Origin of the sequence: Schumannella soli (assembly GCF_006517435.1) — a bacterium.
Classification (GTDB): Bacteria; Actinomycetota; Actinomycetes; order Actinomycetales; family Microbacteriaceae; genus Schumannella; species Schumannella soli.
In genome coordinates this window covers 227,726-242,862 of sequence record NZ_VHQG01000005.1, presented here as the reverse complement: position 1 = coordinate 242,862, position 15,137 = coordinate 227,726, and the positions used below count along the sequence as shown (strand labels likewise).

Here is a 15,137-nt window from a genome sequence, read left to right as displayed (position 1 = left end):
TCGCCCGGGTCGCGCCGCCCGCCCGAGTCGCGCCGCGAGCCAGCCGTCCGCCCGCGCATCCGCTCGCGCTCACTCCGCGCGATAGCGCGTCCGCCCCGCGACGATCGTCTCCACGACCCGAGCCTCGAGCAGCGAGTCGGGGCCCTCGACGAAGGGATCGCGGTCGAGCACGATCAGATCGGCGGCGAATCCGGGCGCGATCCGTCCGCGCCATGAACCGTCGCCGATCGACGCGGCGGCATCGCGGGTCGCGTGGCCGAGCGCACGCTCGAGCGGAAGGGCGAACTGCGGATGCGTCGCCGGCACCGCGCGGTCGAGCGCCGAGGCGCGGGTGGTCGCGACGTACATGTTCGCGAGCGCCGCGTAGGGCGCCGTGGGCGCGTCGGTTCCGAAGGCGAGCAGCGCCCCGGCGTCTTCGTACTCCGGCCACGGGAAGGCGCGCTCGACCCGCTCGTCGCCGAGCATCGCCGCCCAGTTCGCGAAGATCGCCGGGTCGGAGTGCACGGGCTGCATGGATGCGGTCACCCCGAGCCGCGCCATCCGCGCCGGGGTCTCGGGCGCCGCGTACTCGAGGTGCTCGATGCGGTGCCGGCGCGGCCGGTCGCCGTTGACGTCGATCGCGCGTTCGAGCGCGTCGAGCGCGATGTCGCTGGCCCGGTCGCCGATCGCGTGCTGGGCGATCTGCAGGCCCGCCGCATCCGCCGCCACGACGACGGGCGCGAGCTGCTCGAGCGGCCAGATGGGTCCGGCGTTCGAGCCGTCGCTGTAGGGGTTCCGCATCGCGGCCGTGCAGGCGTCGATGACGCCGTCGAGCACGAGCTTGATGCCGATGACCCGCAGCCACGACGACGCGGATGCCGCGGCCAGCTCCGCTGCGCGCGCCACCTGCGCGAGGTTCGCGGCGTCGTCGCCGCGGTTCTCGATCAGCCAGTGCCCCGAGACCCGGATCGGCAGCTCGCCGCCACGACGCTCGGCCGCCCGCTGCAGCGCGGCCAGGTCGTACTCGTCGAGCATCATGTCGACGACCCCGGTGACGCCCGCGGCGAGGTAGCTCTCGATCGCGCGCTCGGCCGCCGCATCCCGGTCGGCATCCGTGGTGATCGCATCGAGGTAGGTGCGGGCGTGCAGCGTTCCGGCGGTCTCGAGCAGCAGGCCCGTGGCGTCGCCCGCGGCGTCGCGCACGATCTCGCCGCCGTGCGGGTCGGGGGTGTCGCGCGTGATGCCGAGCACCTCGAGCGCGGCCCGGTTGACCCAGCAGGAGTGGTAGTCGTTCGCGTCGAGGAAGACGGGCACATGGCCGACGACCTCGTCGATCATCGCGGCGGTCGGGCGTCCGTCGGGTACGGCGTCGAAGAGCCATCCGCGCCCGCGGAGGATCGTCGCGTCGGGGTCGGCGGCACGCGCCGCGCGCAGCCGCTGCTGGATCTCTGGGAGGCTGCGAGCGTCGTCGAGGTTGACCTGCGCGATCGCGGTGCCCATCATCACCAGGTGCACGTGCGCGTCGGTGAAGCCGGGCATGAGCAGGCGGCCGTCGAGGTCGACCGTGCGGTTGGCGGCGGGGGCGTCGGATGCGGCCCCCACCCAGGCGATCTCGGCGCCGTCGACGAGCACGGCGCCGGCAGCGCCGTCGATGCCAGCACCCGCACCCGCCGGCGTCGCTCCCGCCGGCGTCGCTCCCGCATCCGAGCCCGCCCCGTCATCACCGGTGAAGACGCGGGCGTTCGTGTACAGCGTGGTCGTCATGACCGCGCCTCCTTTCCGAGTGCGGTGCGCTTGAGCACCGCGTAGAGGACGGCCGAGGCGAGCATGCCGAGCGGCACCGACAGGTCGATGCCGCCGAGCGCCGCGGCGACGGGTCCGGTCGAGACGTCGGTCGACAGGCACAGCGCGGTGACCGCGCCGCCGGCGACGACCGCGATCACGCCGGGCAGCGACCATCCGCCGCTGAACCAGTACGCGCCTCCGCGTCGCTCGTCGAAGAGCTGCACGCCGTCGTAGGCGAAGCGCCGACGCACGACGTCGACGACGAAGACCGCCATCGACGGGCCCGACACGATCACGAGGAACTGCATCATCAGGTTGACCGCGTCGAGCAGGCTCGACGAGAGCACGAGGTAGATCGTGAGGGCGGTGCCGACGACGCCGACGATGACGGTCGCGGGGATGCGCTGCAGCTTCAGTCCGATCGACTGCAGCGACATGCTCGAGGTGTAGGCGGTCATCGCGTTGAGCGCGATCGTGTTGAGCACGACGCCGATCACGAGCACCGGGCCGAGCCAGGCCGGCAGCGTGTCGAACAGCGCGGCGTCGATGCCGCCGGCGATCTGCTGCGCGCTGAGTCCCGTCGCGAGCAGCGCGCCGAGGGCCGTGAAGACGATCGCGGGCAGCGCTCCGCCGAGGGCCGTGGCGGCGACGATGCCGCCCGGGCGGGTCTCGCGCGGCAGGTAGCGCGCGATGTCGGGGCTGTTGATGAACGACAGCGGCGTCGAGGCGAGGATCGTGAAGCCGACGCTGACGGCGGCCCAGAGCGGCACCCCGTGCAGGGTCTCGGGGGCGCGGTACGACCAGTCGACGGTCGGCACGATGAACACCGCCACCAGCACGAACACCACGAAGATCGCGGCCGCGATGAACGGGTAGATGCGCAGGATCAGGCCGTGGCCGAAGATCGCGACGAGCACGGTGACGGCCGAGATCACCAGGGTGACGGCGATCGGCGTCCACACCGGGTCGTCGATGCCGACGCGGCGCAGCAGGTCGGCGCCCATGAACGATGAGCCGAGCCAGGTCAGCGCGAGGAAGACCGCGCCGATGAACCAGCCGACCAGCACGACGAAGACCTTGTTGCCGAGAAGTCCGTACATCGCGCGGGTGACGACCGAGCCGGAGGTGCCCGACGAGGGTCCGCTGACGGCGATCAGGCCGGGCAGCACCCAGAACGTCGAGGCGGCGACGATCACGAGCATCGCCTGCCAGATCTCGAGCCCGAGCAGCACGAGGGTCGCGCCGACGGTGAAGTTGAGGATGCTGAAGCTGGGCGCCGCCCAGATCAGGAACAGGTCGCGCGCACGACCGTGCCGCTCGGAGTCGGCGATGAGCTCGATGCCGCGCGTCTCGGGCCGGGCGGCCGAGTCGACGTGCTCCTCGAGCTGCGGAGATGGGGACATCGTCGTCCTTCCGGGAGAGGATGCGGGCTTATTGGCCATACGACCAATGGACTGTTGGTCAGTCATTCAATAGCCTGGATGCCATGCCGTCAAGCCCCGTGCCGAGCCGACCTCCCGGCCGCGCGTCGAGTCCGACCGCCGGTCGCATCCGCAAGCGACCCGAGGAGCGCCGCGAGGAGATCGTCGACGCGGCCGCCGCGATCGCCCTCGACGCGGGCATGGAGCGCATCACCCTGCGCGCCGTCGCGGAGCGCCTCGGCGTGCGGCCGGGCCTGATCACGCACTACTTCCCCGCGGCGGAGGACCTCGTCGTCGAGGCCTTCTCGCGCGCCTCGGCGAGCGAGCGCGAGCTGTTCTTCCCGGCCGACGAGCGCACGCCCATCCAGCGCCTCGCGCACTTCGTCGACCACATGGAGCGCGGGCTCTCGGCGCCCCTCGCCCGGCTCTGGCTCAACGCCCAGCACCTCTCGCGCTTCGTGCCGGCACTGGATGCGGCCCTGCAGCAGCAGGACGCGCTCGACCGCGAGCGGCTGAGCGGCATCCTCGCCGACGGCATCGCCTCGGGCGATTTCGCCGAGGTGGACGTCGAGACGGCGAGCCAGCGCATCCTGCTCGCGGTCGACGGCACGGGCTCGTACATCAACAGCTCGGCCGAGCTCGGCGCCGTGCGGCGGGGCTTCGTGGCGGACGTCGCCGAGTGGACGCTCGGCCTCGAGCCGGGCGCGCTGCGGCGCGCGCTCGGCTGAGCGGCGCCCGCCGGCTCCAGGTCAGGCGCGGGGGCGGGGCACGAGACGCTCGAGCTGGGTGACGTGGCGCGGCTCGAGCTCGGCGAGGGAGGCGACGCCGAGCAGCTTCATGGTGCGCTCGATCTCGCTGCGCAGGATCTCGATCGTGCGATCCACGCCCTGGCGCCCGCCGGCCATGAGGCCGTAGAGGTACGCCCGCCCGATGAGCGTGAACTTCGCGCCCAGGGCCACCGCAGAGACGATGTCGGCGCCGTTCATGATCCCGGTGTCGAGGGCGACGGTCGTGTCCCTGCCGACCTCGCGCACGACCTCGGGCAGCAGGTGGAACGGGATCGGCGCCCGATCCAGCTGACGCCCGCCGTGGTTCGAGAGCACGATCCCGTCGACGCCGCGGTCGGCGAGAGCCCGCGCATCCGCCACGCTCTGCACGCCCTTCACGACGATGTTCCCGCTCCACAGACCGCGGATCACGTCGAGGTCCTCGAACGAGATCGTCGGATCCATGGCCGAGTCCAGCAGCTCGCCGACCGTGCCGCCGGTCGAGGTGAGCGAGGCGAACTCCAGCTTCGGGGTGGTGAGGAAGTCGATCCACCACCACGGGCGCGGCAGGGCGTCGATGATCGTGCCCGGCGTCAGCTGCGGCGGGATCGAGAAGCCGTTGCGCTTGTCGCGCAGGCGCGCGCCGGCGACCGGGGTGTCGACCGTGAAGAACAGGGTGTCGAAACCCGCCGCATCCGCCCGCCGCACGAGCTCGTAGCTGATCTTCCGCTCGCGCATGACGTAGAGCTGGAACCAGTTGCGGCCCGTCGGATTCGCCGCCCTCACGCCCTCGATCGAGGTCGTGCCGAGCGTCGACAGGGTGAAGGGGATGCCTGCCGCCTCCGCCGCGCCGGCCCCGGCGATCTCGCCCTCGGTCTGCATCAGCCGCGTGAAGCCGGTCGGCGCGATGCCGAACGGCAGCGCCGACGGCCCGCCCCAGATCTCGCAGCTCGTGTCGACCTTCGAGACGTCGCGCAGCACCGACGGGTGGAACTCCACATCGCGGAACGCCTGGCGCGCCCGCCGCAGCGACAGTTCCCCCTCCGCCGCGCCGTCCGTGTAGTCGAACGCCGCCGTGGGCGTGCGGCGCTTCGCGATGCGCCGCAGATCCTCGATCGTCAGCGCCGAATCGAGACGGCGCTTGCGCCCATCCAGCTCGGGCTTCTTGAACTTCATCAGCTCGAACAGCTCAACGGGACGCGGGAACTGGCGGGTGACCATGGATGCGGATCCTTCAGTGGGTGGTACGAGGACGATAGGTCGTGAGCTCGCTCGACGCGATCACGAGCGCGCGCAGCGCCTCGAGGTCGCCGCGCACGAGCCCGAGGGCGCGGGCCTGCACGAGCACGTTGCCGAGGGCGGTCGCCTCGGCCGGGCCGGCGACGACCGGGAGCCCGGTCGCGTCGGCCGTGAGCTGGCAGAGCAGCGCGTTGCGGCTGCCGCCGCCGACGATGTGCACGACCCGCACCGGCTGGCCGCTGAGGCGGGCGGCCTCGTGCACGGCGCGGGCGGATGCGGTGGCGAGCGAGGCGAGGATCGCGCGCACGAGCTCGGGCCGGGTCGCCGGCACGGGGCGGTCGTGCGCCGTGAGCCAGGCGGCGATGCGCGCCGGCATGTCGCCGGGGGCCGTGAACGCCGGATCGTCGGCGTCGAACTCGGCGACGCTGACGGCGGGCACCTCGGCCGCGGCCGCGAGCAGAGCGCCGAGCTCGGGGCGCACGCCGCCGTCCTCCCGCTCCCACTCGCGGATGCTCTCGGTCAGCAGCCAGAGGCCCATGACGTTGTGCAGGAACCGGGTGCGCCCATCCACGCCGCCCTCGTTCGTGAACCCGGCCCGGCGGGCCTCCTCGGTCACGACGGCGCGCTCGGTCTCGACGCCGACCAGCGACCAGGTGCCGCTCGAGATGTAGGCGAAGCCGGGCTCGGTCGCGGGCACGGCGACGATCGCCGAGGCGGTGTCGTGCGAGCCGACGGCGATCACGCGGGCGCTCGTGTCTCCGACGCCGCGCGCGGCCGTCGCGGTGAGTGCGCCGAGCTCGGTGCCGGCATCCACCAGCGGCGGCAGGATGCGCGGCGGGATGCCGAGGCGCACGGCGAGGTCGCGGTCCCAGTCGGCGGCGCCCGAGCCCGCGGCCGCGGCCGACGTCGCGGCGACGCCGAGCAGCCCCGTCGTCGACGCGTTCGTGCGCTCGGCGACCTCGGCCCCGGTCAGCCAGTGCGCGAGCAGGTCGGGCAGCAGCAGCAGCCGGTCGGCGAGGTCGAGCACGCCGGCCTCGCGGTCGGCGTCGAGCTGGAACAGGGTCGTGAAGTCGAGATGCTGCAGGCCGTTGCGGGCGTAGAGCTCGTCGGCGGCGACGCGGGCGTGCACGCGCGGAACCGCGGCGGCCGTGCGCTCGTCGCGGTAGGCGTAGGGCGTCGAGAGCAGTCGCCCGCCGCGCAGGAGCGCGTAGTCGACCGCCCAGGAGTCGATGCCGATCCCGGCCAGGTCGGGGGCGGCGCGGGTGGCCGCGGCGAGGCCCTCGACCGCATCCCGGTACAGCTCGAGCACCGACCAGTGCAGCCCGTCGAGGGTGCGCACCGGACGGTTCTCGAAGCGGGCGACCTCGTCGAGGTGCACGCGCGCCGACGATCCGGCGCCGTCGACGCGGCCGACGACGACGCGACCCGAGGTCGCCCCGAGGTCGACGGCGGCGACGGCGCCGGATCGACCGGTCATCGCAGGAACGCCGCGGCGACGCCCGAGTCGACGGGGATGTGGAGCCCGGTCGTGCGCGAGAGCTCGGGCCCCGTGAGCACGAACACCGCATCGGCGACGTTCTCGGGAACGACCTCGCGCTTGAGGATCGTGCGGTTCGCGTAGAACTGCCCGAGGTCCTCCTCCGCGACGCCGTACGTCGCGGCGCGGTTCGCGCCCCAGCCCGAGGCGAAGATGCCCGAGCCGCGCACGACCCCGTCGGGGTTGATGCCGTTGACGCGGATGCCGTGCTCGCCGAGCTCGACCGCGAGCAGGCGCACCTGGTGCGCCTGGTCGGCCTTCGTCGCCGAGTAGGCGATGTTGTTCGGCCCGGCGAAGACGGAGTTCTTCGACGAGATGTAGATCACGTCGCCGCCCATCCCCTGCTCGATGAGCGCCTTCGCGGCCGCCTTCGAGACCAGGAACGAGCCCTTCGCCATGACGTCGTGCTGCAGATCCCAGTCCTTCTCGGTGGTCTCGAGCAGCGGCTTCGACAGCGACAGTCCGGCGTTGTTCACGACGAGGTCGATGCCGCCGAAGGCGAGCAGCGTCGCATCCATCGCGGCCTGCACCCCCGCCGCGTCGGCGACGTTCGCGGCGACGCCGATCGCGACATCCGTGCTGCCGAGCTCGGCCGCGGCCGCCTGGGCCTTCTCGAGGTCGAGGTCGGCCACGACGACGCAGGCGCCCTCGGCGGCGAGCCGCGTCGCGATCGCCTTGCCGATGCCGGATGCCGCGCCGGTCACGAAGGCGACACGGCCCTGGTGGGTCTTCGGCTTCGGCATGCGCTGCAGCTTCGCCTCCTCGAGCGCCCAGTACTCGATGCGGAACTTCTCGGCGTCGTCGATCGGCGTGTAGGTCGACACCGACTCGGCGCCGCGCATGACGTTGATCGCGTTGACGTAGAACTCGCCGGCGACGCGGGCGGTCTGCTTGTTCGCGCCGTAGCTGAACATGCCGACGCCGGGCACGAGCACGATCAGCGGATCCGCGCCGCGCATCGCCGGACTCTCGGCCGTCGCGTGGGCGTCGTAGTAGGCGGTGTAGTCGGCGCGGTAGGCCTCGTGCAGCTCCTTCAGGCGCGCGATCGAGTCCTCGACGGACGCGTCCGCCGGCAGGTCGAGCAGCATCGGCTTGACCTTGGTGCGCAGGAAGTGGTCGGGGCAGCTCGTGCCGAGCGCGGCGAGCGCGGGCGCCTTCTCCGCGGCGAGGAAGTCGAGAACGACGTCGGCATCCGTGAAATGCCCGACCATGGGCTTGTCGTGCGAGGCGAGGCCGCGGATCGTCGCGGCGAGCGCCGCCGCCTTCGCGTGCCGCTCCGCTGCAGGCAGGGCGCCGAAGCCCTCGCGCGCCGGGCCGAAGGGCTCCGCCGAGCCGTGCTCGGCGAGGTAGGCCTCGGCCGTGTCGATGATCCAGCGCGAGCGCTCCTCGGCCTCGTCACTCGTGTCGCCCCAGGCGGTGATGCCGTGGCCGCCGAGGATGCAGCCGACCGCATCCGGGTTCGCGGCCTTGATCGCGGCGATGTCCAGACCGAGCTGGAATCCGGGACGACGCCACGGCACCCAGGCCACGCGTCCGCCGAACGCCGCCGCCGTGAGCGCCGGGCCGTCGGCCGCGGTCGCGAAGGCGATGCCCGCATCCGGGTGCAGGTGGTCGACGTGCGCCGCATCCACCAGCCCGTGCATGGCCGTGTCGATCGACGGGGCCGCACCGCCCTTGCCGTGCAGGCAGTAGTCGAAGGCGGCGACCATCTCGTCTTCGCGCTCGACGCCGGGATAGACGCCCTGCAGCGCGCGCAGCCGGTCGAGGCGCAGCACCGCGAGGCCCGACTCGGTGAGAGTGCCGAGGTCTCCGCCGGAGCCCTTCACCCAGAGCAGCTCGACCGGCTCGCCTGTGACGGGATCGGTCTCGACGCCCTTCGCCGAGGTGTTGCCGCCCGCGTAGTTCGTGATGCGCGGTTCCGAGCCGAGGCGGTTCGACCGCGCGATGAGCTCGTGCTTCGCCGCGCCGCCCGCCGAGGCGCCGCCGTCCGTGCCGATGACGTCGCCGCTCACGCGCCCCATCCCGCCTGCTCGCCGCCGACGCGCGACGCCGCGATGCCCGCGCCGTAGCCCGACTCGGCGTAGGCGCGCATCGGGTCGGCCGGCAGCCCGCGCGACTCGCGCCACTCGGCGAGCGCCGGGCGCACATCCGTGTAGAAGGCGTCCATGAGGATGCCGTGGGCGCCGAGCACGTCGCCCGCCGTCTGCGCGGCGTCGAGCGCGCCCCGGTCGACGAGCAGCGCGCGCGCCGTCATCTCCTGCACGTTGAGCACGCTGCGGATCTGGCCGGGGATCTTGTCCTCGACGTTGTGGCACTGGTCGAGCATGAACGCGACATCCGAGCCGGCGCCGTAGCCGCCGCCGCGGATGACCTCGACGAGGATGCGGAACAGCTGGAACGGATCCGCCGCCCCGACGATGAGGTCGTCATCGGCGTAGAAGCGCGAGTTGAAGTCGAAGCTGCCGAGCTTTCCCAGGCGCAGCAGCTGCATGACGATGAACTCGATGTTCGTGCCCGGCGCGTGGTGACCCGTGTCGAGGCACACCATCGCCTTCGGCCCGAGGGCGCTCACCTGGGCGTAGCTCGTCCCCCAGTCGGGAACATCCGTGTGATAGAACGCCGGCTCGAAGAACTTGTACTCGAGCACGAGGCGCTGGTCGTCGCCGAGGCGGTCGTAGATCTTCTGCAGCGAGTCGGCGAGGCGGTCCTGACGGCCGCGCACGTCATCCTGACCCGGGTAGTTCGTGCCGTCGGCGAGCCAGATCTTGAGGTCGCGCGAGCCGGTCTCGTTCATCACGTCGATGCACTCGAAGTGGTGATCGATCGCCTTCTGGCGGATGCGGTCGTCGCGGTGGGTGACGCTGCCGAGCTTGTAGTCGTCGTCCTGGAAGGTGTTCGAGTTCACCGTGCCGAGGGCGACGCCCTCGTCGGCGGCGTGACGGGCGAGCGCGCCGAAGTCGTCGACCTTGTCCCACGGGATGTGCAGCGCGACCTTCGGCGCCAGTCCGGTCAGCCTGTGCACCTGCGCGGCGTCGCTGATCTTCTCGAAGGGATCGCGCGGAACGCCCGGCTGCGCGAAGACCTTGAACCGCGTGCCCGAGTTGCCGAACGCCCACGAGGGCAGCTCGATCGCCTGCTCCGCGAGCCGCGGGGCGATGTCAGAGAAGTCGGTCATGAGGCGGTGCTCCTGGTCAGCTGGTCGTCGAGGGAGAAGACCTCGTCGAGCACGCGCATCCCCTGATCGGGGCGGCCGTCGAGGTCGAGGAAGTAGTGGGCCGACTCGGCCTCCCACGCGGTGGCGATGGGCGAGGCGGCGAGGTAGGCGGTGGAGGCGGCGAGGTCGTCGACGGTGAAGACGCCCACCAGCTCGCCGTCGTCGGCGAGGAAGATCGTGTAGTCGCGGCGGCCCGAGGCGGCGATCTCGCGCAGCATCTCGTCGGGCACGGCGCGGTGGCGCTCGCGGTACTCGTCGACGAGCTCGGGTCGCACGCGCAGGCGGAAGCAGACGCGGGACATGGTGCTCTCCTCCGGTCGGTGCGGGTGTTCGGGTGGCGGCGCTGCCCGACAGCTCGGCTGTCGCAGCGGCGGATTCGCGGGTGGATGGGGTGGCCCGGGCGCGACGCCCGGGCCACCGGACAGGTCAGCGGCTCAGAACTTGAAGTCGCCGATGTTGTCCTTGTTGAAGACGAACGGGTCGCCGAGGAGCACGGTGCCGTCCTTGCCGACCTTGTACTCGCCGAGGTCGCCGGCCTTGAAGCTGTCGCCCTCCTTGCCGGTGATGTCGCCGTCGATGAGCGCCTTCGCCGCGTAGGCCGCGAGGTAGCCGAGGTCACCCGGGTTCCACAGGGCGAACTCCTCGACCGTGCCGTCGGTCACGTACTCGCGCATCTGGTTCGGCGTGCCGAGACCGGTCAGCTTGACCTGGCCCTTGAACGACGAGGTCGAGAGGTAGCGCGCGGCGGCCGCGATGCCGACGGTGGTCGGCGAGACGATGCCCTTGAGGTTCGGGTGCGACTGCAGCAGACCCGCCGTCTTGTCGAAGGATGTCTGGTCGTCGTCGTCGCCGTAGACGACATCCACGAGCTTGACGTTCGGGTGGTTCGCCTCGAGGTCCTTCTTCATGAGGTCGATCCAGGCGTTCTGGTTGGTCGCGTTGGCGGCGGCCGACAGCACGGCGATCTCGCCGCTGTCGCCGATCTCCTTGGTGATCAGGTCGACCTGCACCTTGGCGATGCCCTCGGCGGTGGCCTGGTTGATGAACAGGTCGCGGCAGTCGGCGCTCGTGTCGGAGTCGAAGGTGACGACCTTCACGCCGGCGTCGCGGGCCTGCTTGATGGCGTCGCAGGGGGCCTTCTGGTCGTTGGCCGACATGACGATCGCGCCGACCTGCTTCTGGGTGAGCGTGTTGATGTAGCTCACCTGCGCGTCGGGCGAGGCCTTCGCGGGGCCGACCTCGGCGTAGGTGCCCTTGAACTCCTTGATGGCCTTCTCGCCGCCGGCGTCGGAGGTGTCGAAGTACGCGTTGCCGAGGTTCTTCGGCAGGAAGGTGATCTGGTAGTTCTTCGAGCCGTCGCCCGATCCGGAGTCGCCGGTGGACGCGGCGCAGCCGGTGAGCAGCAGGGCGGCCGAGGCGAGCACGGCGACGCCGGCGATGCGCAGGCTGCGGGTGCTGGTGGGGAGCATCAGTGGTCCTCTCGAGTGGATGTGTGGTGCAGGTGGTGGGTGGTGCTGGGTACCGCTGTCGGTCAGCTCTTGACGATGCGAAGCCGGCGGAAGCGCAGCTTGCCGAGCAGACCGGCGATCACGACGGAGAGCACGAGCAGCACTCCGGTGACCACGTTGATGACGTCGGAGGTGATGCCGGCGAGGCGCAGCGCGCTGGCGATCGCTCCGATGAGGAGGGCCCCGGCGAGCACGCCGGGCAGGGCGCCCCGGCCGCCGAAGATCGACACGCCGCCGAGCAGCACGGCCGCGACGACCGACAGCTCGAGGCCCGTGGCGTTGTCGCCGCGGGCGCTGCCGAAGCGCAGCGTGTAGTAGGCGCCGGCGACGGCCGAGACGAGCCCGGCGAGGGCGAACAGGATGATCTTGGTGCGGGTGATGCGCACGCCCGAGAAGGCCGCCGCATCCGCGCTGAGGCCGATCGCGTAGACGCCGCGGCCGAAGGGCGTGAAGTGCAGCAGCAGTCCGAAGACGAGCGCGAGCACGACGATGAGCACGGTCACGATCGGCAGCGGGGTGCCGGGGATGTTGCCGGTCGCGAGCGAGGTCCACTCCGACGGGAAGTCGGTGATCGCCTTCGAGCCGAGCAGTCCCTGCGCGATTCCGCGGTAGAGCGCGAGCGTGCCGATCGTGACGGCGAGCGAGGGCAGCCCGACGACGGTCACGAGCACGCCGTTGACGAGGCCGGCGACGAGCCCGACGATCAGCGCGACCAGGAAGGCGGCGCCGAAGGCCCATCCCTGCTGGGTGAGGATGCCGATGAGCGCGCTCGAGAGCCCCATGACGCTCGCGACCGAGAGGTCGATCTCGCCGGTGATGATGATGAGCGTCATCGGCAGCGCGATGAGCAGCACGGGCGCCATGTCCTGCAGCAGGAAGGTCAGCGTGATCGGCGCCGCGAAGTGCGGCACCTGGGTGTAGCCGACGATCCAGACGAGGATCAGCAGCGCGATCACGGCGGCCTCGCGCGAGAGCAGCACGCGGCGCCACAGCGGGCGGCCGTAGTCGCGGTAGGCCCGGGTCTCGCCGGTCGAGCCGGCGGCGGATGCGGTGGTGCTCATGCTGCCGAGTCCTCCATGACCGTGAGCTTTCGGGCTTGTCGCAAGGCGAGCAGGCGGTCGAGGATGATCGCCGCGATGATCAGCACGCCGACGACGGCGCCCTGCCAGAAGTCGGGGATGCCGAGCACCGGCAGCGCCCGGTTGATCGTGAGCAGCAGCACCGCGCCGAGGGCGGCGCCGCCGACCGAGCCGCTGCCGCCGAAGATCGCGACGCCGCCGATGACGGCCGCGCCGACGGCCTGCAGCTCGAGGCCGTAGCCGGCCTGCGAGTCGACCGTGCCGTAGCGCGCGGTGTAGAGCACGCCGGCGAGTCCGGCGAGGGTGCCGCTCGCGACGAAGGCCCAGAGCACGCGGCGCCCGACCTTGAGGCCGTAGAGGTGCGCGGCGTCGGGGTCGGATCCGATCGCGTAGAGCTCGCGCCCGCTGCGCGAGCTGCGCAGCACGAGGGCGGCGATCACGAGGACGACCACGGCGATGAGCGTGATCACGGGCAGGACCCACAGTTTCGCGGTGCCGATCGCGAGGAAGTCGCGGGGCATGTCCGAGGCGTTGATGCGGTTGCTGCCCGTCCAGACGACGTTGATGCCGCGATAGGCATACAGAGTTCCGAGCGTGATGACGAGCGACGGCACCTTGGCCACCGAGACGAGCACGCCGTTGACGAGACCGAGGCCCGCGCCGAACAGCACAGCCAGCAGCATGACGACCGGGATGGGCAGCCCGGGGTTGTACTTGAACAGCACGCCGGTGAGGTAGGCGGTCAGGCCGATGATCGAGCCGACCGAGAGGTCGACGTTGCGGGTGATGATGACGATCGCCTGGCCGACGGCGATGAGCACGAGCGTCGAGGGCGTCAGCAGCAGGTCGCGGAAGCCGTCGGCGCTGAACAGGAAGCTCGGGCTCTTCGCCGTCGTGACGACGAGCACGAGCACGAGCGCGAGGAAGATGCCGGTCTCGCGGGCGGCGGCGAGCGCACTGAGACGACCCAGCACGCCGCGGCGGGCGAAGGAGGTGGTGGCGGCGCTCACGCGGCGGCCCCCGCTCCGGTCGCGGCGCTCATGACCGACTCGGGGTTCGCATCCGCTCGGCTCAGCTCGGCCGTGACGCGGCCTTCGCGCATGACGATGACGCGGTCGGCCATGCCGAGCACCTCGGGCAGCTCCGACGAGATCATGAGGATGCCGAGCCCCTGACCGGCGAGCTCGCTCAGCAGGCGGTGCACCTCGCTCTTCGTGCCGACGTCGATGCCGCGCGTGGGCTCGTCGACGATGAGCACCTTGGGGTTCGTGGCCAGCCACTTGGCCAGCACGACCTTCTGCTGGTTGCCGCCGCTGAAGGTGCCGACCTCGGCGTCGAGTGCACTCGACTTCACCTCGAGCCGGCTGGCCCAGACGCGGGCGGCCTGGTTCTCGGCGGCGCGGGTGAGGATGCCGGCCTTCGTGAGCTTCGAGCGGATCGCCATGGTCAGGTTGCGGGCCACGGTCGTGCCGAGCACGAGCCCCTGGGCGCGGCGGTCTTCGGGCACGAGCGCGAGGCCGGCGCGCATGGCGGCGGTCGGGTCGTGCGGCGCGAGAGCGCGTCCCTCGACGGTGACGGTGCCCGAGTCGTAGCGATCGACGCCGAAGACGGCGCGCACGACCTCGCTGCGTCCGGCGCCGACGAGGCCGGCGAGCCCGACGATCTCGCCCGAGCGCACGCTGAGGTCGACGTCGGCGAACAGCGGGGAGGTCAGTCCTTCGACCCGCAGCAGCTCGTCGCCGATCACGGCCTCCTGCTTCGGGAACAGCTCGGCGACATCCCGGCCGACCATCTGCCGCACGAGCTTGGCGGTGTCGGTCTCGGCGATCGGCTGGGTCGCGATGTAGGCGCCGTCGCGCATGACGGTGACGGTGTCGCAGAGGGCGAACACCTCGTCGAAGCGGTGCGAGATGAAGAGCAGGGCCCGTCCCTCGTCGCGCAGCGCGCGGGCGACGGCGAAGAGCCGATCGACCTCGACGCCGCTGAGGGCCGCGGTCGGCTCGTCCATGACGAGCACGCGGGCGTCGAGCGAGATGGCCTTGGCGATCTCGATGATCTGCTGGTCGGCGATCGAGAGGCCGCGCGCGGGACGGTCGGGGTGGATGCGCACGCCGAGCCGCTGGAACAGGCCGAGCGCCTGCTCGCGCATGGCCGCGCGATCGATGCGGCGCAGTCCCTTGAGCGGCTGACGCCCCATGAAGATGTTCTCGGTCACGCTGAGGTCGGGGAAGAGCGTGGGCTCCTGGTAGATGACGGCGATGCCGGCCGCCTTCGACTCGGCGGTGGAGCGGAAGTCGACGCTCTCGCCGCCGAGCAGGAACTCGCCCGCGTCGCGCTGGTAGAGCCCGGCGATGATCTTGACGAGCGTCGACTTGCCGGCGCCGTTCTCGCCGATGAGGGCGTGGATGCTGCCCGACTCGAGGCGCAGAGTGCCCGAGCGCAGGGCGATCACCTGGCCGAAGGCCTTGGAGATGTCGCGCAGCTCGAGCGCGGCGGGGGCGCTCGGCGCTGCCGGCGCGGTGGATGCGGCGGCTCCGCTCGGGGCGCCGGCGGACGGCGTGCTGCCGGTCGCGGGCGCGGCGGGTGGGATGTCGTCGGGCACGACCGG

Annotated in this window: 12 protein-coding genes; 1 reads left to right on the top strand and 11 read right to left on the bottom strand. The window is 71.7% G+C overall.

Annotated elements, in window-relative coordinates; translation table 11 throughout:
• Window positions 1-69: 69 nt before the first annotated feature.
• Together FJ657_RS16135 and FJ657_RS16130 are read right to left on the bottom strand one after the other, a co-directional pair.
• A complete protein-coding gene (locus tag FJ657_RS16135) occupies window positions 70-1,743 on the bottom strand; it encodes an amidohydrolase (RefSeq protein ID WP_141164741.1) in 1,674 nt (557 codons plus the stop codon).
• Window positions 1,740-3,167, bottom strand: a complete 1,428-nt coding sequence (locus FJ657_RS16130; RefSeq protein ID WP_141164740.1) for a purine-cytosine permease family protein — start codon at window positions 3,165-3,167, stop codon at window positions 1,740-1,742. Before FJ657_RS16130 ends, FJ657_RS16135 begins: the two co-directional genes overlap by 4 nt.
• Window positions 3,168-3,250: 83 nt before the next feature.
• Between FJ657_RS16130 and FJ657_RS16125 the strand changes: the two genes are divergently transcribed.
• Complete coding sequence (locus FJ657_RS16125; protein ID WP_141164739.1) at window positions 3,251-3,913, top strand: TetR/AcrR family transcriptional regulator; 663 nt, start codon at window positions 3,251-3,253, stop codon at window positions 3,911-3,913.
• A gap of 21 nt (window positions 3,914-3,934) precedes the next feature.
• Here the strand turns inward: FJ657_RS16125 and FJ657_RS16120 are convergent, their stop codons facing one another.
• From FJ657_RS16120 to FJ657_RS16080, 9 genes are all read right to left on the bottom strand, one after another.
• Window positions 3,935-5,173: an alpha-hydroxy acid oxidase gene (locus FJ657_RS16120; protein WP_141164738.1), complete on the bottom strand. Its 1,239-nt coding sequence runs from the start codon at window positions 5,171-5,173 to the stop codon at window positions 3,935-3,937.
• Window positions 5,174-5,186: 13 nt separating this feature from the next.
• Window positions 5,187-6,668 carry a rhamnulokinase gene (locus FJ657_RS16115; protein ID WP_141164737.1) on the bottom strand — a complete coding sequence of 494 codons (1,482 nt, stop codon included), beginning with the start codon at window positions 6,666-6,668 and terminating at the stop codon, window positions 5,187-5,189.
• Window positions 6,665-8,740, bottom strand: a complete 2,076-nt coding sequence (locus tag FJ657_RS16110; RefSeq protein WP_439653948.1) for a bifunctional aldolase/short-chain dehydrogenase — start codon at window positions 8,738-8,740, stop codon at window positions 6,665-6,667. The genes FJ657_RS16115 and FJ657_RS16110 overlap by 4 nt, the downstream gene beginning before the upstream one ends.
• Entirely contained in the window at window positions 8,737-9,903 is a 1,167-nt protein-coding gene (rhaI, locus tag FJ657_RS16105; protein WP_141164735.1) for an L-rhamnose isomerase, read from the bottom strand. The genes FJ657_RS16110 and rhaI overlap by 4 nt, the downstream gene beginning before the upstream one ends.
• A complete protein-coding gene (locus FJ657_RS16100; protein ID WP_141164734.1) occupies window positions 9,900-10,244 on the bottom strand; it encodes an L-rhamnose mutarotase in 345 nt (114 codons plus the stop codon). The genes rhaI and FJ657_RS16100 overlap by 4 nt, the downstream gene beginning before the upstream one ends.
• Window positions 10,245-10,376: 132 nt before the next feature.
• Complete coding sequence (rhaS, locus tag FJ657_RS16095; protein WP_141164733.1) at window positions 10,377-11,411, bottom strand: rhamnose ABC transporter substrate-binding protein; 1,035 nt, start codon at window positions 11,409-11,411, stop codon at window positions 10,377-10,379.
• A gap of 62 nt (window positions 11,412-11,473) precedes the next feature.
• Window positions 11,474-12,511 (bottom strand): ABC transporter permease, encoded by a 1,038-nt coding sequence (locus FJ657_RS16090; protein WP_141164732.1) that lies wholly within the window; start codon window positions 12,509-12,511, stop codon window positions 11,474-11,476.
• A complete protein-coding gene (locus FJ657_RS16085; RefSeq protein WP_141164731.1) occupies window positions 12,508-13,539 on the bottom strand; it encodes an ABC transporter permease in 1,032 nt (343 codons plus the stop codon). The genes FJ657_RS16090 and FJ657_RS16085 overlap by 4 nt, the downstream gene beginning before the upstream one ends.
• The gene (locus FJ657_RS16080) at window positions 13,536-15,011 is read right to left on the bottom strand and encodes a sugar ABC transporter ATP-binding protein (RefSeq protein WP_255447425.1); all 1,476 of its coding nucleotides are present in this window, start codon (window positions 15,009-15,011) and stop codon (window positions 13,536-13,538) included. The genes FJ657_RS16085 and FJ657_RS16080 overlap by 4 nt, the downstream gene beginning before the upstream one ends.
• Window positions 15,012-15,137: the final 126 nt, after the last annotated feature.

Bases quoted from the DNA above. Each gene is read 5' to 3' on its own strand.
- FJ657_RS16135 (WP_141164741.1), bottom strand. From the start codon at position 1,743: ATGACGACCACGCTGTACACGAACGCCCGCGTCTTCACCGGTGATGAC.
- FJ657_RS16130 (WP_141164740.1), bottom strand. From the start codon at position 3,167: ATGTCCCCATCTCCGCAGCTCGAGGAGCACGTCGACTCGGCCGCCCGG.
- FJ657_RS16125 (WP_141164739.1), top strand. From the start codon at position 3,251: ATGCCGTCAAGCCCCGTGCCGAGCCGACCTCCCGGCCGCGCGTCGAGT.
- FJ657_RS16120 (WP_141164738.1), bottom strand. From the start codon at position 5,173: ATGGTCACCCGCCAGTTCCCGCGTCCCGTTGAGCTGTTCGAGCTGATG.
- FJ657_RS16115 (WP_141164737.1), bottom strand. From the start codon at position 6,668: ATGACCGGTCGATCCGGCGCCGTCGCCGCCGTCGACCTCGGGGCGACC.
- rhaI (WP_141164735.1), bottom strand. From the start codon at position 9,903: ATGACCGACTTCTCTGACATCGCCCCGCGGCTCGCGGAGCAGGCGATC.
- FJ657_RS16100 (WP_141164734.1), bottom strand. From the start codon at position 10,244: ATGTCCCGCGTCTGCTTCCGCCTGCGCGTGCGACCCGAGCTCGTCGAC.
- rhaS (WP_141164733.1), bottom strand. From the start codon at position 11,411: ATGCTCCCCACCAGCACCCGCAGCCTGCGCATCGCCGGCGTCGCCGTG.
- FJ657_RS16090 (WP_141164732.1), bottom strand. From the start codon at position 12,511: ATGAGCACCACCGCATCCGCCGCCGGCTCGACCGGCGAGACCCGGGCC.